22 protein-coding genes are annotated in these 20630 nt (G+C 31.5%); 18 read left to right on the top strand and 4 right to left on the bottom strand.

The genetic code is table 11. The features are described from left to right. Positions 1 to 26: 26 nt before the first annotated feature. From mtnA to PKN74_RS03615, 4 genes are all read right to left on the bottom strand, one after another. The gene (gene mtnA / locus PKN74_RS03630) at positions 27 to 1079 is read right to left on the bottom strand and encodes an S-methyl-5-thioribose-1-phosphate isomerase (RefSeq protein ID WP_472308700.1); all 1053 of its coding nucleotides are present in this window, start codon (positions 1077 to 1079) and stop codon (positions 27 to 29) included. A 16-nt stretch (positions 1080 to 1095) separates the two neighbouring features. Beyond that, positions 1096 to 1908, bottom strand: coding sequence for a CheR family methyltransferase (locus PKN74_RS03625; protein ID WP_472308698.1), 813 nt, complete (start codon positions 1906 to 1908; stop codon positions 1096 to 1098). A 36-nt stretch (positions 1909 to 1944) separates the two neighbouring features. Then, entirely contained in the window at positions 1945 to 2703 is a 759-nt protein-coding gene (locus PKN74_RS03620) for a hypothetical protein (RefSeq protein WP_472308696.1), read from the bottom strand. A 74-nt stretch (positions 2704 to 2777) separates the two neighbouring features. After that, positions 2778 to 3533 (bottom strand): YebC/PmpR family DNA-binding transcriptional regulator, encoded by a 756-nt coding sequence (locus PKN74_RS03615; RefSeq protein WP_472308694.1) that lies wholly within the window; start codon positions 3531 to 3533, stop codon positions 2778 to 2780. 820 nt (positions 3534 to 4353) lie between these two features. On the opposite strand from PKN74_RS03615, the gene PKN74_RS03610 reads away from it, so the two are divergent. The 18 genes from PKN74_RS03610 (at position 4354) to rplW (ending at position 20617) form a co-directional block, all read left to right on the top strand. Further along, positions 4354 to 6363: a transglycosylase domain-containing protein gene (locus PKN74_RS03610; protein WP_472308692.1), complete on the top strand. Its 2010-nt coding sequence runs from the start codon at positions 4354 to 4356 to the stop codon at positions 6361 to 6363. A 147-nt stretch (positions 6364 to 6510) separates the two neighbouring features. Continuing rightward, a complete protein-coding gene (gene rplU / locus PKN74_RS03605) occupies positions 6511 to 6825 on the top strand; it encodes a 50S ribosomal protein L21 (RefSeq protein WP_472308690.1) in 315 nt (104 codons plus the stop codon). 8 nt (positions 6826 to 6833) lie between these two features. Further along, positions 6834 to 7130, top strand: coding sequence for a ribosomal-processing cysteine protease Prp (locus tag PKN74_RS03600; protein WP_472308688.1), 297 nt, complete (start codon positions 6834 to 6836; stop codon positions 7128 to 7130). Between the two features lie 3 nt (positions 7131 to 7133). Then, positions 7134 to 7412 (top strand): 50S ribosomal protein L27, encoded by a 279-nt coding sequence (gene rpmA, locus PKN74_RS03595; protein ID WP_472308686.1) that lies wholly within the window; start codon positions 7134 to 7136, stop codon positions 7410 to 7412. Positions 7413 to 7414: 2 nt separating this feature from the next. After that, a complete protein-coding gene (locus tag PKN74_RS03590) occupies positions 7415 to 7969 on the top strand; it encodes an ECF transporter S component (protein ID WP_472308684.1) in 555 nt (184 codons plus the stop codon). A gap of 13 nt (positions 7970 to 7982) precedes the next feature. After that, the gene (gene rplM / locus PKN74_RS03585) at positions 7983 to 8438 is read left to right on the top strand and encodes a 50S ribosomal protein L13 (protein ID WP_472308682.1); all 456 of its coding nucleotides are present in this window, start codon (positions 7983 to 7985) and stop codon (positions 8436 to 8438) included. 19 nt (positions 8439 to 8457) lie between these two features. Then, on the top strand, positions 8458 to 8865 hold the full coding sequence (gene rpsI, locus PKN74_RS03580; RefSeq protein ID WP_472308680.1) for a 30S ribosomal protein S9: 408 nt from the start codon (positions 8458 to 8460) through the stop codon (positions 8863 to 8865). 79 nt (positions 8866 to 8944) lie between these two features. Next, positions 8945 to 10678 (top strand): DNA primase, encoded by a 1734-nt coding sequence (gene dnaG, locus PKN74_RS03575; RefSeq protein ID WP_472308678.1) that lies wholly within the window; start codon positions 8945 to 8947, stop codon positions 10676 to 10678. Positions 10679 to 10785: 107 nt separating this feature from the next. Beyond that, positions 10786 to 12042, top strand: coding sequence for an RNA polymerase sigma factor RpoD (gene rpoD / locus PKN74_RS03570; protein WP_472308676.1), 1257 nt, complete (start codon positions 10786 to 10788; stop codon positions 12040 to 12042). Between the two features lie 82 nt (positions 12043 to 12124). Further along, the gene (locus PKN74_RS03565) at positions 12125 to 14104 is read left to right on the top strand and encodes an ATP-dependent helicase (RefSeq protein WP_472308674.1); all 1980 of its coding nucleotides are present in this window, start codon (positions 12125 to 12127) and stop codon (positions 14102 to 14104) included. Between the two features lie 214 nt (positions 14105 to 14318). Next, positions 14319 to 14696 carry a 30S ribosomal protein S12 gene (gene rpsL / locus PKN74_RS03560; RefSeq protein WP_472308672.1) on the top strand — a complete coding sequence of 126 codons (378 nt, stop codon included), beginning with the start codon at positions 14319 to 14321 and terminating at the stop codon, positions 14694 to 14696. Positions 14697 to 14712: 16 nt separating this feature from the next. After that, on the top strand, positions 14713 to 15180 hold the full coding sequence (rpsG, locus tag PKN74_RS03555) for a 30S ribosomal protein S7 (RefSeq protein ID WP_472308670.1): 468 nt from the start codon (positions 14713 to 14715) through the stop codon (positions 15178 to 15180). A 36-nt stretch (positions 15181 to 15216) separates the two neighbouring features. After that, a complete protein-coding gene (fusA, locus tag PKN74_RS03550; RefSeq protein ID WP_472308730.1) occupies positions 15217 to 17292 on the top strand; it encodes an elongation factor G in 2076 nt (691 codons plus the stop codon). 47 nt (positions 17293 to 17339) lie between these two features. Then, complete coding sequence (tuf, locus tag PKN74_RS03545; protein ID WP_472308668.1) at positions 17340 to 18539, top strand: elongation factor Tu; 1200 nt, start codon at positions 17340 to 17342, stop codon at positions 18537 to 18539. Positions 18540 to 18605: 66 nt separating this feature from the next. Beyond that, positions 18606 to 18914, top strand: coding sequence for a 30S ribosomal protein S10 (rpsJ, locus tag PKN74_RS03540; RefSeq protein ID WP_472308666.1), 309 nt, complete (start codon positions 18606 to 18608; stop codon positions 18912 to 18914). Positions 18915 to 18997: 83 nt separating this feature from the next. Then, a complete protein-coding gene (gene rplC, locus PKN74_RS03535; protein ID WP_472308664.1) occupies positions 18998 to 19639 on the top strand; it encodes a 50S ribosomal protein L3 in 642 nt (213 codons plus the stop codon). A gap of 16 nt (positions 19640 to 19655) precedes the next feature. Beyond that, positions 19656 to 20321 carry a 50S ribosomal protein L4 gene (rplD, locus tag PKN74_RS03530; protein WP_472308662.1) on the top strand — a complete coding sequence of 222 codons (666 nt, stop codon included), beginning with the start codon at positions 19656 to 19658 and terminating at the stop codon, positions 20319 to 20321. Beyond that, positions 20321 to 20617, top strand: a complete 297-nt coding sequence (gene rplW, locus PKN74_RS03525) for a 50S ribosomal protein L23 (protein WP_472308660.1) — start codon at positions 20321 to 20323, stop codon at positions 20615 to 20617. Before rplD ends, rplW begins: the two co-directional genes overlap by 1 nt. Positions 20618 to 20630 lie beyond the last annotated feature (13 nt).

Below are 20630 nucleotides of genomic sequence, written 5' to 3'. Positions count from 1 at the left end.
CTCCAAAATCTAAAAATATGAGATTTTTATACAAAAAGAGATGGTATATTTTTTTCATAAGGTTGTCTAATGACACCTTTTTCTGTTATTATTGCAGTAACTAATTCGTGGGGTGTTACATCAAATGCTGGATTATAAACATCAACATCATCTCTTACAACTCTTGTTTTATAGCAAAACCTTACTTCATCTTTATTTCTTTCTTCAATTGGTATTGCATTACCATTTTCAGTTTCTATATCTATGGTAGATAAGGGGGCAGCAACATAAAAGGGTATTCCGTGCTTTTTAGCTAAAACAGCAACTGAATATGTTCCTATCTTATTAGCAAAGTCTCCATTTCGTGCAATCCTATCTGCACCTACTATTACAGCGTTAATCTTTTGTTGCTTCATGACCCATCCTGCCATATTATCAGAAATAAGTGTCGTTTTTATGCCACTCTTCATTAGCTCCCACACAGTCAGTCTTGCTCCTTGAAGATAAGGACGTGTTTCATCAACATAAACATGTATTCTCTTCCCATTTTCAACCGCTGCTCTTATCACTCCCAACGCAGTCCCATAATCAACAGTAGCAAGAGCACCCGCATTGCAATGAGTTAAAACGGCATCCCCATCATCTAAAAGCTTTTCACCGTTCCTTCCTATTGCTTTATTGATCTCTATATCTTCATAAGCAATGTTTAAGGCTTCTTTTTCTAGAATATCTATGATCTCTTTTACATTTTTTTCTTCTAAATTATCTTCCATAACTTTTTCCATTCTATTCAAAGCCCAAAATAAATTAACAGCAGTAGGACGGGTTCCACCGAGTACTTTTTTTACATTTTGCATTTCTTGGAAAAACCTATCCTTTTCATTATAATGCTGATTTTGTTTGGCACCTAGTACATAACCAAATGCAGCACTCGCACCTATTGCCGGGGCTCCTCTAACTACCATATCTTTTATTGATTTGGCAACATCTTGATAGGTTTTACATTCAACATAAATTTCCTCTAAAGGCAAAAATCTTTGATCTATAAATATTAAACTGTTACCAGTCCATTCCATAGTCATAGTTTTGATCTTATCCATTAATTGATTTTCCTCCTCATTTCTTTTCTTTTTTGTAGAAAAATGGGGCTATAGACGAAAAACCTATTTCTTTATAATTAAATATTCTTTCTGTTGAACCTACAAATAAAACTCCACCAGGCTTTAAAGATTCATAAAATTTATTGTAAAGTTTATCTTTTGCTTCCATATCGAAATATATAACAACATTTCTACATATTATTAAATCAAAGTTTTTATCAAAATCATCTAAAAGTAAATTAACTTTTTTGAAGTCAACTCTTTTTTTAATTCGTTCAATAATTTCATATTTATCTTCATCCACTTTTTTAAAATATTTCAGTTTGATGTTTTCGGGTACATTTACCAGACTTTTTTCAGGATAAACTCCCAACTTCGCTTTTTCTAGCGCATCTTCATCAAAATCTCCACCTATAATGGTACTAGAACGTAGAACTCCTAATATATCTAAAATAATCGCTAATGTATATGGTTCTTCTCCTGTAGAACACCCGGCACTCCATGCTTTTATTTTACCGTTATCCTCTTTAATTATTTCAGGCAAAATATTATTTTTTAAAAACACCCATTTATCAGGATTCCTAAAAAATTCTGTGACGTTTATTGTAAGTTTATTCAAAAACTCATCCCATTTTTCTCTATCTTTCTTAAGGAGTTCAAAGTACTCACTGTAAGATTTAAGGTTATACTTTTTAAGTAAGATGTCCGTTCGTCTCCTTAATCTGTGCTGCTTGTACCCACGAAGATCTAAATCAAAATGTTTTATCAGGTTTTGTAAAAAAAGTTCATAGTCTTTGTCATCGAATTGTGAAATATAATATTCATTCATCTACATCCCTCTTGCTAAATTATTTTTATAAATTGTCTAATACAAATCGAAGTAAAAAGTTACGCCAAAACCAAGATTTGAATAAGTTAAATACAATGATTTATTAAGAGGTATTCTGAAATAAAAGTTCTTTTCATTTTTGTCGAAAAATATAGAATTTACGATAAGTTTTCCGTCTTCGGCATGATATTCCAGGCGAAAATCTTTATTTAAAATGTAAACAGAATCCAACGATCTCTTATTAAGAGAAAATAGTAAATCTCCTGCCTTAAAATAATATTTTAATTTTTCTTCAAAACCGAAGGTGATTCCAAAATTGTTTGGGAAAGAAAGAGTAATTCCTACTTTAGATTGAGAAAGATCGATTAACTTATTCCAATAAGAGATTGTTAGAAAAGATTCTGTAAAAACTATACCAAAATTAAGTCCATTAAACGAAAGATTAACAAAATCATCTAAAATCATCATGAATCCAGAATTATTTTCAACCAAAAAGTATGGATCTTTCCTATCCATTGGATTCCTATAAGAGATTTCAAAACCAGGTTGATATAATTTAAAATAATTCACAATCTCGTTTATTTCGCTGACACTGATGTAATCCTCACCTAATTCAAAATCAAAATGAATGTTCCCTTCATAAATATCTTTTAATTTCAAATCAAAAATAAATTCATTTTTCAAAATGGGAGTAAAGTCGGTTAAAATAGATACTTCTCCAGAAGAAGAAAAAGATATAGAGCAAACTATAAAAAATATAAAAATAATTAAAGTATTTAAAAAAAATTTACTCATTTTTTCTCCTTTCTTTACAAGAATTATAGGTAAAGAGGGGGCCATAAGGTCCCCGCTCTTTACAAGCTTATAACTTACAAATTAGCAGCTAACCGCTCCATTACCTCATCATTAATGTCATAATTACCATATACTTCCTGAACATCATCCATTTCATCAAGTGCTTCTAATAATTTAATAACTCTTTCTGCATCTTCATCGGATACTTTAACAGTTGTTTTTGGTAAGTAGGTTAACTGTTCCCTCACAGTATATCCAGCTTCTTTTAAAACTTTTCTTACCGAAGTTAGATTTTCAGGTGAAGTTATTATTTCAATTGGATCTGTATCTTCATCAATATCTTCAGCACCGGCTTCAATTGCCAGAAGTAACACTTCTTCAAGATCTTCAACTTCCTCTTTTGGAATGGTGATTAAACCTTTTCGTTCAAAATTCCAAGCAACTGATCCAGATTCTGCCAGAGTACCTCCATGTTTTGACAAAATATGACGTATTTCCTGAGCTGCTCGGTTCTTATTGTCAGTCACCACAGAGATAAGTAAAGCTACTCCTCCTGGAGCATAAGCTTCATACATTATTTCGAAAAGCTCTTCTCCGCCAGCTCCGCCTGTACCTTTCTTTATAGCAGCTTCTATTTTATCTTTGGGCATATTAGCAGCTTTAGCATTTTCTATGGCTGTTCTTAATCTTGGATTAGACTCTGGATCTCCTCCGCCTTCTCTAGCTGCTATAGTAATTTCTCTTATAAGCTTCGTAAACATTTTTGATCTTTTTGCGTCTTGAACAGTTTTTCTAGCCTTAATATTTGCCCATTTATTGTGTCCAGACATAATATTCAACCTCCTAAAAATTGGTTTTCGATATCAAAAAAGTTTTTACAACAATTCATACACAGTTATTTAATATTCTCTTAGAACCAAGTAAGATATAATTTTATCACGTACAAAGAATAAGGCTTGACTCATTGCCTCCAAAAAACTAGATGTATCAACTTTAATGCTCATTCAATTTCTTTAATATTAAAGCATATATCAAAGAAAATCAGAAGCGAGTGATTTTGTAAATTATGTATAAATTATTCTAACAATGTTTTACAAGAAATTCAATATAGAATATGTTTATGTCCAAGAATAAAGAATTTTTGTGTGTTTTTATTATTTTATCATAATTTCAATAATTTTTAGAATTACTCAAACCTTTCTTTTTTATTTATGATATGATATTATGAAAAAATCTTTCTTCAAAATTAAACAGTTTCTCTAAAAATGGAGAAATTTTTAAAATCAATTCTTGATTTAAATGGATTAGTAATTAGCCTTGTTAGTTTTGGAAATCTAAAAACAATCGTATAGAGCATCTCTACACCTAAAACAAACTTTTATTTTATGGATCCAGCGCGACACAGTCCATTCTATTTCCTGCTTTAAAATATAGAACATGTAAATAAAATTCAGGTTATGCAAAGTTTTGAATCAAGAAGGTATCTAAAAACATAAATTTAATAAAAATAATTCTCAGAAATTCAAAATATCTAGAATATTAAAAGTCTGGAGGTGTGCGATCATTAAAAGTTTCATAGTTGGTTTAGTTATTGGTTTATCTATTTTTTTTGCTTTATTTTTATATGTTAATAATTTTTATCACAACACAATGTCCATATTTCTGGTTAATTCTAATTATAATACCTATTTATTCGATAATAACCAATTTATCCTTCCAACAAAATATAAATATATAAAATTAGAAGACATTCCTAACGAATTAATATACAGTATTTTGTGGTCTGAGGATAGAGAATTTTTTGAACACAATGGAATAAACATTAAAGCCCTTACAAGAGCAGCTTTAATCAACATAAAGCATTTATCAATAGTACAGGGAGGTAGTACTATTACTCAGCAATTGGCTAAAACAGTTTACCTAAGTAATGAAAGAAACATAAAAAGAAAGATAATGGATATGATGTTAGCCTTTTTCTTAGAGCGATCTTATACAAAAGAAGAGATATTGGAAGCTTATCTCAATAGTGTATATCTTGGAAATGATATTTCAGGTGTAGGTGCTGCTGCTCAAAGATACTTTGGAAAAGATGTTCAAGATCTTTCAACAGAGGAAATATTAGTATTAATAGGAATAGTAAATGGACCTGAAATCTATAATCCCTATAAATATCCTCAGAGGGCGAAGGCACAAGCAGGGATTGTGCTAAACTCTTTGCCAGACAGCTTTTTTACCCTCGAAACAAGAGACGAAATAGGTAAAAAAATAGAAGACCTAATTTTCTATCCCCAATCGTACAATGAAAGATATCTAAATTTAGTGTATAGAGTCAAGAAAGAAGAAGAGTTAATTGGTTTAAAAGGCGGTGGATACACTATCAAAACTACTTACAACAAAAGTCTTTTTGATTCAGTAACTTTAGATGAAAACTCTTCTGCTATCGTCTTAAACAACAAAACAGGTGAAATACTAAGTTTTTGGGGTGGAGAATACAATGTTTTTTATTCTAATAAACAGATTGGTTCAAGTATAAAACCTTTTTACTACATCTTAGCCCTTGAAAAAGGATATGATGAAAAAACTATTTTGCCAGATTATCCAATGAAATTTGGCGACTGGGAACCCCAAAACTATGATAAAACTTATAGAGGAAGTGTAACCTTAAAAGAAGCGCTTATAAATTCCATTAATATTCCCTCAATATATTTAGCTATGCACATAGATATTTCTCCCCAACAATCTATTGAAACTATAAAAAATTTCCTTTTAAATGAAGTTGGAATAAAAGGTGTATATTCTGATGATTTAACCCTTTCTTTAGGAACGCTAGAAACAAGTCCTTATGAATTAGCAAAAGCTTATTCAATTTTCCCTAATTATGGAATAATTCCCGCTTCTTACGTTATTGCAGAAGTATATGATAGAAAAGGAAACTTAATTTATAAAAAATATCCTAAAATTGAAAGAAAAATTAATTCAATATCGAACAAAACCTACAGTCAAATGAATTCGATTTTAAGAGAAGTTGTAACAGAAGGAACAGGGAAAAGTGCAAATGTTCCTGATTTAGATTTACACGGAAAAACAGGGACATCTGACACGGCTGCGTGGTTTATAGGCTTTACTGGTGGACACATTTTTTCAGTAATGGTAGAAGGAGAAAATCTTTTGTCTTCTTCATCAGCAGTTCCGATTAGTAAAAACATAGCAAATTCAATATTATACCTAAGCACGTCAAAAGATGTTCCTTTGTACGCCTCTTTGGAAACAACCAAAAAGAAGATTTCTTTTTTTGACAATCCTATTGAATTTATTTCCACAGGAGAAAATGTAATTGATTTTTTAAACTCTGTTAAATATGAATTTTCAATAAATGAAATGAAAAGTAAAATAAATGAGTCTCTAAATGTGATAGAATATGTATACCCAGATGTTGTTATTTTAGTTAGGAAATGGGAAAGTGAAAATTTAATAGATTTTTTGGAAGACCCAGTTGCTTTTATACAAAACGGATTTGACTTGTCAAAATATTTATACGATTTAAAACTTGATGAATCTTCAATTGTAAAATTAAAAAAAGCGTATATTCAATTGTTGTACATATATCCAGATCAAGCTCTAATAATTGAGAATTTTTTAAAAGAAAAGAGTTTATGGTAATTTTTACGAAAATTAACAATACTTTAATATCATAAAATAATTTTAATGGTAGAATTACCAAGTGAATTTTGTATTATTTATGTCATGTCAAACTAAAAAATTATTATAAATCATCAAATTTACATAATAGATTCAGGAGGTGTACCCGTGTACGCTATAATAGATTTTGCCGGTAAACAGTATAAAGTAGAAAAAGATCAGGTTATATATACCGAAAAGGTTAAAAATGTTGAACCTGGCAGTGACTTGATTTTGGATAAAGTCATTTTGTTAAAACAGGATGACGAAGTAAAAACTGGTACTCCCTATGTTGAAGGAGCAAAAGTAATAGCTGAAGTTTTAGAACATGGTAAAGACAGAAAAATTCATGTAATAAAATTCAAAAGAAGAAAAAACTATAGAAGAAAAATGGGACATAGACAACAGTACACTGCTTTAAAAGTTAAAGATATTCAAGGGTAGCTTATAAAATGATCGAAGTAACTTACCACGGAAGAGATCTTCCTAGAATGGAAATTAAAGGACATTCTTCCTATGCATCAGCAGGAACTGATATAGTATGTAGCGCGGTAAGTGTTTTAACGCAGTTTGTAGCAGAAATTCTAAAAAATGAAGGTTTAGGGGAGTACGAAAAAAACGCTGGTTATCTTTTGATCAAAGCCTCTAAAAAATGTGAAGTATCCGACATGTTGTTTCACTACTTGCTAGAAAGTCTTATAAGCATTTCAAAAGATTACCCGAAAAATCTTAAAGTGGAGGTAAGATGAAACATGAAGATAAATCTACAATTGTTTGCAGCAAAAAAACGTGGAGATCAAAATAAAAAAGATAGTAATCCAAAATATTTAGGCGTTAAAGCGCATGAAGGTAACAAAATAACTGCAGGTTCTATAATAGTCAGACAAAGAGGAACCAAAATACATCCTGGAAAAAATGTGGGTATGGGTAGAGATTTCACATTATATTCAAAAATCGATGGTTATGTTAAATTCGAAAATAGAAACAACAGGAAATTTGTTAGTGTATATGAAAATGAAAGAGTGAACTAAAAGTGAATAGTAGAAAAGTAGCAATAATTGGTATTTTTGGAGCATTGGCTTTTTTATTAACTTTCATAGAATTTCCTATAATACCGTTGCTTCCTTTTCTAAAATTTGATCCCAGTGATTGCATGGTTTTTGTTGTGACACTGATTTATGGTTTTTTGCCTGGTTTTTTTACTTTGTTAATTAAAAACTTTTTGTTTATTTTTCGCTCAGGCGAGGGCGGACTAATAGGGATTTTGATGAATATCTTGACTGGTACGACCTTTATTTTTATTCTTACTACTTTGAAAAAATTAAAAATTAATATTTGGGTGACCTACATTTTAGGTTGTATAATGACAGGGGTTGTTGCATTTCTATTAAACTTTTATGTTGCTATCCCTATTTATACAAATTTACCCACAAGTCAATTTGTTCAAAACATTGGTTTAAGTATTCAAACATTTTTTTATTTAGTTCTACTTTTTAATTTTATAAAGTTTTTTGCTAATTCAGTTATATCGCATATCATTGTTAAAAAAACTAGAATCGAAAATTTTATTAAAGAAAAAGTCCAGTAAGGAGGTATTTTAATTGAATTCTAAACTTGTACAACCATCCTATAGTGTAAAAAAAGATGACATCAAGAGAGAATGGTATATAATCGATGCTGAAGGACAAACCTTGGGAAGATTAGCATCGAAAGTTGCAAAGATTCTACAAGGAAAACATAAACCTATCTATACACCACATATGGATACTGGTGACTTTGTAATCATTATTAATGCTGAAAAAATCAAAGTAACAGGTAACAAAGCAAACACCAAGGTCTATAGAAAACACAGTGGTTATCCTGGAGGTTTAAAAGAAGTAAGTTACAAAGCACTTTTGGAAAAGCAACCAGAACAAATAATAAGACATTCTGTGAAAGGGATGATGCCTAAAACAATATTAGGTAAGCAGATGTTTAAAAAATTAAAAGTTTATGCTGGTCCAAATCATCCTCATCAAGCTCAAAAACCTAAAGAAATCGATTTAGATAAAATCTAATTAGGAGGTCATTTTGAATATGGTACAGACAGTTGAATATTATGGAACAGGCAAAAGAAAAACAGCTGTTGCAAGGGTATATCTAAGACCCGGAGATGGAAAAGTTAAAATAAACGGAAAAGATTATAATAACTTAGCTGAATACCTAAGAGGTAATGATGCGTGGGTATTACATGCTTTAAAACCTCTAGAAGTAACTGATTTAAAAGGAAAGTTTGATTTAATGATCAGAGTAAATGGTGGTGGATTAAGTGGTCAAGCTGGTGCTATAAGATTAGGTATAGCTCGAGCTTTACTTCAATATGATGAATCATTACGACCTGTACTAAAAAAAGAGGGACTTTTAACAAGAGACTCCAGAGAAGTAGAAAGAAAGAAGTATGGTTTAAAAAAAGCAAGAAAAAGTCCACAATTTTCAAAAAGATAATTTTTACTCATTTTATAGCCTTGTATTTTCTTTTTAATCTAAATGATTCAGGTAATATGTTAAGGATAAGTGAAGTTTAATGAAAAAAGATTATGATCATATGAGAAAAACAATTGACGAAATTAAAAGTAAAGTAGATATTGTAGATTTCGTCAATTTTTATTTATCTCTTACAAAAAAAGGTAAAAATTACTCTGCCTTATGTCCTTTTCACTCTGAGAGCACTCCTTCCTTTTACGTTTTTCCTGATACTCAAACTTTTCATTGCTTCGGATGCGGTGCTCACGGAGATATCATAACCTTTTTGGAAAAATATGAGCAAATAAGTTTTCTTGATGCTCTAAAGAAAATAGCAAGTTTGGCAGGAGTAAAAATTGATCTAAGTAGTAATGAAGTACCTGCTGAAATAATGTTAAATGAAGAAGTTTCTAAACTATATACGAGTAATCTCTTAAATTTACCTAATTATCATCAGGTATGGCAATATTTGAAAAAACGCGAAATAAATAAGAATATAGCAGAAGAATTTGAGTTAGGATATGCGTTAGGTTCCGAAGTAAATAAAGTTATGGAAGAAAATTTTTTTGAAAAAGACATCGCTGTAAAAGCTGGTTTAATTGTTAATGATAATGAGTTTTTTTATAATAGATTGATCTTTCCCATTCGTAATAATTCAGGTTTACTAGTTGGATTTTCAGGAAGAGCACTAACAGAAAGTTCTAATATCCCAAAATATTTAAATACTCCTGAGAGTAATTACTTTAAAAAATCGAAAATTCTATATATGTATTATAAAACAAGGCGTTACATTAAAGAAAACGATTTCGCTATAATCGTTGAAGGTTATTTTGATTTAATATCTATGTACAAACTGGGATTTAAAAATATAGTTGCAATATTAGGTTCTTCATTCACAAAGGATCAAGCAGTCGATTTACTTAAATCAACAAACAAAATTATCCTTATGTTCGACATGGATGAAGCTGGCAAAAAAGCTACAATGTCAACTATAAAAAACCTTTATACAACAGACTTTCAAATAGCTGTTTCTAAATATCCTGCAAAAGATCCTGACGATTTAACAAAAAAACATGATAAAAAATACATAGCTGAACTTCTAAAAAATTCATATAAATTCTATGAATTTATCGTTGACTATTATGCTGAAAAGTATGATTTGACAAATGAATTTGCTTTAGAAAAATACTTAAAAAATATGTCGGTTTGGTATAAAAAACTTGAGAAAGCTGGTAAATTAAGTTATATTGAAAGTTTTATTGAGTGTATTTCAAAGAAAATAGGAAAAGACTTACTTTATGTAAAAAAAATTCTGGAAACCAATGCCACTTTTATAGAAGATATTTCTGAAAAAGAAGATCCCTTTTTGCGTGTGGATCCTTCATATGTAGAAAAGGATATAAAGTATGATATAGCTAAATCTTATATTTACCTTTGGATAAAATATCCAGATTATAGAATTGTGCTAAAAGAAACTTTTAATGTCGAGGACTTTTCTGAGGGCATTATCAAAGAATTTATAGAGCTCTCTTTGAAGAATGAAAATATAGGATTTTTGCTAGAAAATTCGTCGAAAGAATTAAGTGATCTAATTGTAGAAGTTTGGAAAATCGACTATTACTTCAATCCTGATAGAATATTAGCTTCTTTGAAAGATGGAATAAACCTTATAAAGATCAATAGAGAAATCGAACAACTAAAAATTCAACTTCGTGAAGTAGAAGATCCTTTAGAAAAAACTAAGATTACATCTCAAATTATTGAACTTTATAGTAAAGTGAAAAAGATAAAGTAAATGATCGCAATGGCTATCACGAAAACAAAACTTCTAAAAAACTGTTTTAACTAATTTTTACCAATTGAATTAGAAATTTATGAATAAACATGGAGGTAATCTAGCTGATGCAAAAAGTTAAAACAAATTCTTTTTTTACAGATCTAATTCAAGAAATTGAAAAAATCGAGTTTGTTGGGAATGATCAAATAATTCTAAAAAGAAACAAAGAAAAATTTATTGATAGACTGGAAAAAGGCATAGAACAGTTAATAGAAATAGCAAAAAATAATGGAAACTTCATAACTTATCAGAATATTGATGAATGTATACCTCAAGATTTAGCAGATGTAATAGATAGTGATTTCTTAGAGAAAATATATGAAGAATTGGAGTCTAAAGGTATCAAAATCTTAGAGAATTCAGAAGAATTTGACTTTTCAGAAAAAGATGCCTCAATAAAAGAAAATTATAAAGAAGATTTAGAATACTTATTTGAAGAAACGGAATCTCAAGTTTATGATAATTCTTTTGCTAATGAACCTATAAAAATTTATTTAAGAGAAATTGGTGAAATAAAGCTTTTAAGCCCTGCTCGAGAAAGACAATTGGCTATGAGGGCTAAAAAAGGTGATAAAAAAGCCAGAGACGAATTAATAAAAGCTAACTTGAGACTTGTAATAAGTGTGGCAAAAAGATATACAGGCAGGGGATTAAGTTTTATGGATCTGATACAAGAAGGAAACATTGGTTTAATGAAAGCTGTAGAAAAATTTGATTGGAAGAAAGGTTACAAATTTTCTACTTATGCGACTTGGTGGATAAGACAATCAATAACTAGAGCGATAGCCGATCAAGCTAGAACTATACGAATACCAGTACATTTGGTTGAAACTATCAATAGAATGAATAAAATTATTAGAGAGTACCTTCAAGAATACGGTGAATATCCAAGCAGAGAAGAACTAGCAAAGCTTTTAGATAAACCCATTGAAAAAATGGATGAAATATTACAAGCTACAAAAGAAATTATCTCTGTAGATGCGCAAATAGGTAGCTTAGAAGATGATGATACTTATATAGGTGATTTCATAGAAGATACTAGTGTAGATAAACCTGAAGAAATTGCTGCCAGGATGATCTTGAAAGAAGAATTAGAAAAAGTTTTAGATACCCTTAAACCAAAAGAAGCTGCTGTATTAAAAATGAGATATGGACTAATAGATGGAAATGCCAAAACATTGGAAGAAGTGGGAAACTTCTTTAATGTTACTCGAGAAAGAATTCGGCAAATAGAAGCAAAAGCCTTAAGAAAATTAAGGCATCCTAGCAGAAGTTTGCAATTAAAAGAAATTTGCGATATGATAGATGGTAATGCTTTTTAATTTGATTTATCTAGAAAAAAGAAAGGAGGAGTATAATACACTTTTTTCTTCTTCTACAAGATGAAAGAAGTGGTCAATTAAAATGAAAAAAGAAAAAATTTTTTATATAGAAAAAGATGTCCCCTCCTTCCTGAAAAAAGCTTTAGACGAAGAACAATTAGACGCTGTGCTAAATTCTCATGGAAAGTCCATGATTGTTGCAGGACCTGGTTCAGGGAAAACACGGGTTATAACTTACAAAATTGCCTATTTATTATATTTAGGAATAAAGCCTGAAAATATTCTACTTGTAACATTTACAAGAGCAGCGGCAAAGCAAATGATAGCGAGGGTAAAAAATGTTACCAACAGAGATATGAACAGCATGCTCGCTGGAACATTTCATCACGTATGTAACACTATTCTACGAAAATACGCTTCTCTCCTTGATTTTAAAAATGATTATAGTATACTAGACAAAGAGGATTCAAGAGACTTACTAAAAATAGCAAAAAATGAATATATGAAGGGAATCAGCGATAGATACAAATTCCCTAAAGAAGAAATTATAATGAAAATTATAAGCTATACATCTAACACCTTAAACTCTTTGAGAGAAACTTTAATAGAAATAGCTCCTTATCTACTGGAGTTTGAAAATGACATTGAACAAATATGGAGTATTTACTCTCAGCTAAAGAAAGAAATGAATGTTATGGATTACGATGATCTATTAGTTAATACACTTATGCTTTTTCATACTTATCCAAATGTTTTAAGAAAGGTTGCTGAACAATTTCAATATGTTTTGGTCGACGAATTTCAAGATACCAATAAAATACAAATAGAACTAATTAAGGCTTTCTCTAGTGTTCATGGTCATTTGATTGTTGTTGGAGACGATGCTCAAAGTATATATTCATTCAGAGGTGCTCATTTTAAGAATATAAAAGATTTCATAGATAATGAAGGTACAAAATTGTTTAAGATACAAACTAATTACAGAAGCACACCAGAAATAGTCAATTTGATTAATCATATGATACCAGCTAATTCTGTTCCCAAAACTTTAAAACCTAAAAGAAAGTCACATATCAAACCTATTGTGATTGAAACATTTGATGACTTAGAACAAGCTGATGCAGTTGTACAAATTATTAAAAACAAGGTAGAAGAAGGAATAGATTATAAAGATATAGCAATTCTTTACAGATCTCACTCTTTATCTATGGTGATACAACAAAAATTAGACACTATGGGTATACCCTATAAAATCCTTTCAGGACTTAGATTTATTGAGACAAGACATATCAAAGATATTTTAGGGTTTCTAAAAATATTAAATAATCCTTTAGATAAAATCTCCTGGATTAGAATTTTAAAATTATTCCCAGGAATTGGCACAAAGACAGCCTCTAAAATTTTTGACGAAATAGAGAATTATATAAACTCGGGACAGATGGATAATATCTCCGAATTGCTAAATAAAACACAACTTAGAAAATTTAGCACACCTTTAGAATTATTAAAAAAACTATTTGTTAATAAAGATAAAAACCCGAGCGAACTTATCAATCTCATATATAATGAATATTATCAAGAATATTCTATGCTAACTTTTAGCGATTCAATCTCTAGGAATATGGACATTGAAAGATTCAGTGAAATTGCAAGTCGCTACTCTTCAGTATCATCTTTTTTGGAAGATCTAACATTGAGTGAAGACATCAGTGTTATGAATGCTGAAAAAGAAGAAGAACGTGATACAATAACATTAACTACTATTCATGGTGCTAAAGGACTTGAATGGAAAGTAGTTATTCTTATATCCGTAAACCCAGGAGATTTACCAAATGGTTTAGCGATCAAAGATAAAAAATTAGATGAAGAAGAAAGATTATTCTATGTTGCTATTACCAGAGCAAAAGATGAGTTATATATTTTTAAACAATTTAGTGGAACCTCAAACCCATATATGAAAAACTCTTTTTATTTCGTGAATAAAGAGTACGATTTTGTAGAAAAAATCCCAGAAAAAATAATTGATAAAGTAAAAGTTAATTATAAAAACGATTTTTATTGAAATTGTTATAATTAATTAATTTGCAATTAAGGTTAAATGATGTAAAATATCCTTTGGTATTTTTATGAGATTATTATAATTAAAATAAATGAGATTTTTAAACTTTTAATAATCGACTAAAATAAGTAAAAAATTACTTTTTATAGAAGGAGGTGAACTCCGCTATAAAAGTTTTTTGACAAAGAGTCAAACTTTGATAGCGGTCCAATATAGAATGCCAACAATTAATCAATTAATAAGGAATGGAAGAACCACTGTCAAGAAAAAAACTAAATCCCCCGCACTTAAAGGTAATCCTCAAAAAAGAGGGGTTTGTATTAGGGTGTCTACTATGACTCCGAAAAAACCTAATTCCGCTCTGAGAAAAATAGCGAGGGTTAAGTTATCAAACGGGATAGAAGTTACTTGTTATATTCCCGGAGAGGGACATAATTTGCAAGAACATTCTAACGTTTTAGTTAGGGGCGGAAGAGTTAAAGATTTACCTGGTGTGAGATATAAAATAATTAGAGGCACTTTGGATGCAGCAGGGGTAGAAGGAAGAAGACAAAGCAGGAGTAAATATGGAACAAAAAAACCTAAGGATAAGTAAGGAGGTCCTGTGCTGAATGAGAAGAAGGAAAGCAGAAAAGAGAGAAGTATCTCCAGATCCTATTTATGGAGACGTTTTACTTGCTAAGTTTATTAATAGACTTATGTATGATGGGAAAAAATCTTTAGCCCAAAATATTGTGTATTCATCTCTAGAAAAATTAGCTCAAGCTACAAAAGAAGAGCCGCTTGTAGCGTTTTATAAAGCTGTTAACAATGTAAAACCTTTGATAGAAGTAAGATCTAGGAGAGTAGGTGGAGCAACTTATCAAGTTCCTTTTGAGGTTGAAGAAAATAGAGCTACTTCTTTAGCAATTAGATGGATCATCACTTCTGCACAAGCCAAAAAAGGAAAAAGTATGATTGACAAATTATCTCAAGAGTTAATAGATGCATACAACAATACTGGGGCAGCAGTAAAGAAAAAAGAAGACGTGCATAGAATGGCTGAAGCTAATAAAGCATTCGCACATTACAGATGGTAACACAGTTAATTAGGAGGGATTAATTTGAAAGAAAGAATGTTGCCCTTAGAAAAAGTAAGAAATATTGGAATAATTGCTCATATTGATGCTGGAAAAACTACAACTACAGAAAGATTTTTATTTTATACAGGAGCAAAGCATAGATTAGGTTCAGTAGACGAAGGAACTACAGAAACCGACTGGATGGAGCAAGAGAAAGAAAGAGGTATAACCATTACCTCTGCAGCCACTTCTGCTTTTTGGAAAGATTACAGAATAAATATTATTGATACACCAGGACACGTTGATTTTACGATAGAAGTAGAACGAGCTCTATTTGTGCTTGATGGAGCTGTGGCTGTTTTCGATGCTCAAGTTGGAGTCGAACCCCAATCTGAGACAGTTTGGCGCCAAGCTGATAGATACAAGGTTCCAAGAATTGCTTTCATGAACAAAATGGACAAAATTGGTGCTAACTTTTTTACTGCTGTTCAAACTTTAAGGGACAAGTTAGGTGCAAATGCAGTAGCGATTCAAATCCCTATAGGTGCAGAATCTGATTTTAAGGGTATAATTGACTTGTTAACAATGCAAGCCCTTTATTGGTCAGATGATAGTGGGCTAAGTATTGAAAAATCAGAGATACCTGAGAACCTAAGGGAGTTGTGTGAAACTAAAAGAGAAGAGTTAATCGCTGCAATTGCTGAATTAGATGATGAAATAATGGAATTATATATAGAGGAAGAAGATATTCCAATAGAAAAAATAAAAGCTGCTCTAAGAAAAGCAACTATAAAAAATAAAATCGTTCCGGTGTTGGCCGGAAGTTCGGTCAAAAACAAAGGTATTCAACCTTTACTAGATGCTATAATAGATTATTTACCTTCTCCTGTTGATATGCCGCCTGTTAAAGCTTATGACCCAAAAACTGGCGAACACGTGAAAGACATTTATCCTCGAGAAGATGAGGTGTTCATGGCCTTAGCCTTTAAGATAATGGTTGACCCTTACATTGGAAAACTGACTTTTGCAAGAGTCTATTCTGGAAAGTTAGAAAAAGGTAGTTATGTTGTTAACACTACAAAAAATGTCAAAGAAAGAGTTTCAAGGCTTGTATTTTTACATGCAAATAAGAAGGAAGAAGTTGATTATATAAGAGCAGGAGACATAGTTGGAATCATAGGTTTAAAGAATACTACAACTGGAGATACTTTAGCTGCTGAAGGGTGTAATCTTGTGCTTGAAAAGCTAGTTTTCCCTGAGCCAGTTATTTCTATTTCCATTGAACCTGAAACAAAGGACGAAGAAGTAAAGCTTAGCAAAGCTTTAGCTGCACTAATTGAAGAAGATCCCAGTTTAAAAGTTCATGTGGACAGAGAAACAGGCGAAACAATATTGTCAGGCATGGGAGAATTACATTTAGAAATTATAATAGAGAGAATAAAAAGGGAGTTTAATGTTAGTGTGAAGGTGGGACAACCTAAAGTTGCCTATAAAGAAACAATAAAATACTCCGCAGAAGCGGAAGGAAAATATATAAGACAATCCGGTGGAAGAGGTCAATATGGACATGTTAAACTCAAAGTTGAACCTCTGCCCATAGACAGTCATAAAGAATTTGAATTCGTAGATAAAACAGTTGGAGGAGTTATTCCTAAAGAGTACATTCCAGCTATAGAGGCTGGAGTAAAAGAAGCTATGTTAAATGGTGTTTTAGCTGGTTACCCCATGGTAAATATTCGTGTAGAAGTCTTAGACGGTTCTTATCATGAAGTAGACTCGTCAGATTTGGCTTTCAAAATTGCTGCTTCCATGGCATTTAAAGAAGCTGTAAAAAAAGCAAAACCAATTTTACTCGAACCTATTATGAAAGTGGACATAACAACTCCTGAAGAATATTTAGGAGATATAATAGGTGACCTCAATGCAAGAAGAGGAAGAATAGAGAGTTTTGAAAATATTAGTGGTACGAATACTAGAATAATTCATGCTTATGTTCCTCTATCCGAATTATTTGGATATGCAACCGCCATGAGATCACTTTCACAGGGAAGGTCCACATGTAGCATTCGATTCTCACATTATGAGGAAGTTCCTGAGCAAGTAACGCAAAAAATATTAAGCAGAGAATAACAAATTATTAGAGACATATAATAAATTAACAAGGAGGAGATTCAAAAATGGCTAAAGAAAAATTTGTAAGGCAAAAACCCCATATGAACATAGGAACCATAGGTCACATTGACCATGGAAAAACTACTCTAACAGCTGCTATAACTAAAGCTTTATCCTATAAAGGATGGGCAGATTTTACGCCGTTTGAGAAAATAGATAAGGCTCCTGAGGAAAGAGCAAGAGGTATTACAATAAGTGTTTCCCACGTTGAATATGAAACTGAAAAAAGACACTATGCACATATTGACTGTCCAGGACACGCTGATTATATCAAAAATATGATTACAGGTGCTGCACAAATGGATGGAGCTATTTTAGTGGTTGCGGCAACCGATGGTGTTATGCCTCAAACCAGAGAACACGTTCTACTAGCTAGACAGGTTAACGTCCCTGCATTAGTTGTATTCATAAATAAAGTAGACATGGTCGATGACGAAGAATTAATCGAATTAGTTGAAATGGAAGTTAGAGACCTCTTAAATTCTTATGAATATCCTGGAGATGAAGTGCCTGTTATAAGAGGATCTGCATTGAAGGCTCTTGAAGAAGATAGTCCTGATGGCCCTTGGACACAAAAAATATACGAACTTATGGATGCAATAGATAACTATTTCCCAGATCCTGTAAGGGATATAGATAAACCATTCCTAATGCCTATTGAAGATGTATTTAGCATAACAGGGAGAGGAACAGTTGTAACGGGTAGAATTGAAAGAGGAAAAGTTCGTACCGGAGACGAAGTTGAAATAATAGGACTAAGCTATGAAAAAAGAAAGACTGTAGTTACCGGTGTAGAAATGTTTAGAAAGATACTAGACGAAGGTGTTGCAGGTGATAATGTAGGTTGTTTATTGAGAGGTATTGATAAAGATGAAGTTAAGAGAGGACAAGTTTTAGCTGCTCCTAGTTCAATAACTCCTCACAAAAAATTCAAAGCTGAGGTTTACGTATTGAAGAAAGAAGAAGGAGGACGTCATACACCATTTACTAAAGGATACAGACCACAATTCTTCATAAGAACCGCTGATGTAACTGGAACTATTGTGGAATTTGCTGGTGGAGCAGAAATGGTGATGCCTGGTGACAATATTAATATGACCATAGAACTAATTTATCCGGTAGCTTTAGAACAAGGGATGAGATTTGCTGTACGTGAAGGTGGAAGAACCGTAGGTGCAGGAGTTGTGACAGAAATAATTGAATAATTTCTAAAAATGGGGAGCCTTGGCTCCCTCTTAATAACGAGAGAAAAAGGAGGTTTTTACTTTTTTATGGCTGATAAATATATAAAAATTAAGCTTAAGGGTTATGACCACAAGCTTCTTGATGAATCAGCTAAAAAGATAATAGAGGCTGTCAAAGATACTGAGGCAAGAGTTTCTGGTCCTATTCCTCTTCCAAACAAAAGAACTTTGTATTCAGTGATCAGATCACCCCATAAATATTCATATTCAATGGAGCAATTTGAGAAGATTGTACATAAAAGGGTTATTTATATATACAATGCTTCCTCTGATACTGTTACTAAATTACTCAAAGTAAATATTCCTGCGGGAGTATCAGTTGATATTAAAGCATAATTATTTATTGAGCTAAATCAGTATATACAATAAATTATACTCAGTATAAATATAGATATAAATCGGGCTCTGGAGGTGTAAAAATGAAAGGTATTTTAGGCAAAAAAGTTGGAATGACGCGGGTATTCAAAGATGATAAGGCCATCCCGGTAACCATTATACAAGCAGGACCATGCTTTGTGGTTCAAAAGAAAACGATAGAAACTGATGGATATAACGCTATTCAAGTAGGTTTTGAAACTATTCCAGAAAGAAAGGTAAACAAACCACTAAATGGACATTTCAAAAAAGCTGATCTAAAACCGTTAAGATACTTAAGAGAATTTAGAGTAGATAATATCGATGATTATGAGATCGGGCAGAAAATTGATGTTTCTATTTTCTCCGAAGGAGAAAAAGTCGATATTACTGGAACATCTAAAGGTAGAGGTTATACAGGGGTAATGAAAAGATGGAATTTTAGTGGGGGAGAAACTAGTCATGGATCTAAATTCCACAGAGGATTAGGTTCTACTGGAATGAGTTCTACTCCTTCTAAAGTTTTCAAAGGGAAAAAGATGCCAGGTCAATATGGTAATGAAAGGGTCACTATACAAAATTCTGAAATTATCTATATAGATCCTCAAAACAATCTAATAGCAGTTAAAGGCGGAGTTCCTGGAGCGAGGGGCGGACTAGTAATTATAAAAGAAGCTGTTAAGGTCAAGCGCCCAAAAATGCAGTAAGGAGGTTAATTAAGGAATGGCTCAAATAAGCTTGTACAATAAAGAGTTTCAAGAAATCGATAAAATAGAAATAAGAGATGATATTTTTAATATCGAACCCAATATGGATGTTCTTTATAGATATGTAGATATGCAACTCACAAATAAAAGAGCTGGAACAGCTTCTACAAAGACTAGAGCTGAAGTTAGAGGTGGCGGAAGAAAACCTTGGCCTCAAAAACATACAGGTAGAGCAAGGGCAGGATCCATCAGGTCTCCAATATTTAGACACGGTGGAGTTGCGTTTGGTCCTAAACCAAAAGAATACCATAAATCTTTAAACAAAAAGATGAAAAAACTAGCCTTGAAGTCAGCTTTAAGCGTTAGATTTAGAGAAAATAATTTAATCGTAGTAGACGATTTAAAATTTGACAATCCAAAAACTAAAGATATGAAACAAATTCTAAACAAGTTTGAAATTGAAAATCAAAAAGTTTTAATCGTGCTTCCATATCAAGAAGAAGGATACAAAAACGTTAAATTATCAGCTAAAAACTTGCCTGGGGTAAAAGTTTTAATAGTAGATAATCCTGGCCAAGAAAAGAAAAATGTTGATGGATTAAACGTTTTTGATTTAATAAACAACGAAAAAATAGTTTTAACAAGAGAAGTTGTAAATAAAATTGAGGAGGTGATCGGCTAATGAAAACTAAAAATCCACATGATATTGTGATAAAGCCGATCTTAACTGAGAAAACCTATAATTTAATGCAAGAAGGTAAATACACCTTTGAAGTTGCTAGAGATGCTACCAAACCTGAAATTAAAAATGCTATAGAAACTATTTTTAAAGTTAAAGTCGAAAAGGTGTATGTTATGAACGTTAAACCAAAACCAAAAAGATTGGGAAGAAGTGAAGGTTACACAAGAAGATGGAAAAAAGCAATCGTTAAATTAGCTGAAGGATACGTAATAAAAGAACTAAGAGCAAGCTTTTAAAGAGGTGAAAAAA

Source organism: Defluviitoga sp. (genome assembly GCF_035349255.1).
Taxonomy (GTDB): Bacteria; Thermotogota; Thermotogae; order Petrotogales; family Petrotogaceae; genus Defluviitoga.
The sequence above is the reverse complement of the archived record's forward strand: the minus strand, read 5'-3'. Positions and strand labels throughout refer to the sequence as shown.

Excerpts from the sequence above, each read along its gene's own strand:
- mtnA (WP_472308700.1), bottom strand. The coding sequence starts at position 1,079 with ATGGATAAGATCAAAACTATGACTATGGAATGGACTGGTAACAGTTTA.
- PKN74_RS03625 (WP_472308698.1), bottom strand. The coding sequence starts at position 1,908 with ATGAATGAATATTATATTTCACAATTCGATGACAAAGACTATGAACTT.
- PKN74_RS03620 (WP_472308696.1), bottom strand. The coding sequence starts at position 2,703 with ATGAGTAAATTTTTTTTAAATACTTTAATTATTTTTATATTTTTTATA.
- PKN74_RS03615 (WP_472308694.1), bottom strand. The coding sequence starts at position 3,533 with ATGTCTGGACACAATAAATGGGCAAATATTAAGGCTAGAAAAACTGTT.
- PKN74_RS03610 (WP_472308692.1), top strand. The coding sequence starts at position 4,354 with ATGTCCATATTTCTGGTTAATTCTAATTATAATACCTATTTATTCGAT.
- PKN74_RS03600 (WP_472308688.1), top strand. The coding sequence starts at position 6,834 with ATGATCGAAGTAACTTACCACGGAAGAGATCTTCCTAGAATGGAAATT.
- rpmA (WP_472308686.1), top strand. The coding sequence starts at position 7,134 with ATGAAGATAAATCTACAATTGTTTGCAGCAAAAAAACGTGGAGATCAA.
- rpsI (WP_472308680.1), top strand. The coding sequence starts at position 8,458 with ATGGTACAGACAGTTGAATATTATGGAACAGGCAAAAGAAAAACAGCT.
- dnaG (WP_472308678.1), top strand. The coding sequence starts at position 8,945 with ATGAAAAAAGATTATGATCATATGAGAAAAACAATTGACGAAATTAAA.
- rpoD (WP_472308676.1), top strand. The coding sequence starts at position 10,786 with ATGCAAAAAGTTAAAACAAATTCTTTTTTTACAGATCTAATTCAAGAA.
- PKN74_RS03565 (WP_472308674.1), top strand. The coding sequence starts at position 12,125 with ATGAAAAAAGAAAAAATTTTTTATATAGAAAAAGATGTCCCCTCCTTC.
- rpsL (WP_472308672.1), top strand. The coding sequence starts at position 14,319 with ATGCCAACAATTAATCAATTAATAAGGAATGGAAGAACCACTGTCAAG.
- rpsG (WP_472308670.1), top strand. The coding sequence starts at position 14,713 with ATGAGAAGAAGGAAAGCAGAAAAGAGAGAAGTATCTCCAGATCCTATT.
- fusA (WP_472308730.1), top strand. The coding sequence starts at position 15,217 with ATGTTGCCCTTAGAAAAAGTAAGAAATATTGGAATAATTGCTCATATT.
- tuf (WP_472308668.1), top strand. The coding sequence starts at position 17,340 with ATGGCTAAAGAAAAATTTGTAAGGCAAAAACCCCATATGAACATAGGA.
- rpsJ (WP_472308666.1), top strand. The coding sequence starts at position 18,606 with ATGGCTGATAAATATATAAAAATTAAGCTTAAGGGTTATGACCACAAG.
- rplC (WP_472308664.1), top strand. The coding sequence starts at position 18,998 with ATGAAAGGTATTTTAGGCAAAAAAGTTGGAATGACGCGGGTATTCAAA.
- rplD (WP_472308662.1), top strand. The coding sequence starts at position 19,656 with ATGGCTCAAATAAGCTTGTACAATAAAGAGTTTCAAGAAATCGATAAA.
- rplW (WP_472308660.1), top strand. The coding sequence starts at position 20,321 with ATGAAAACTAAAAATCCACATGATATTGTGATAAAGCCGATCTTAACT.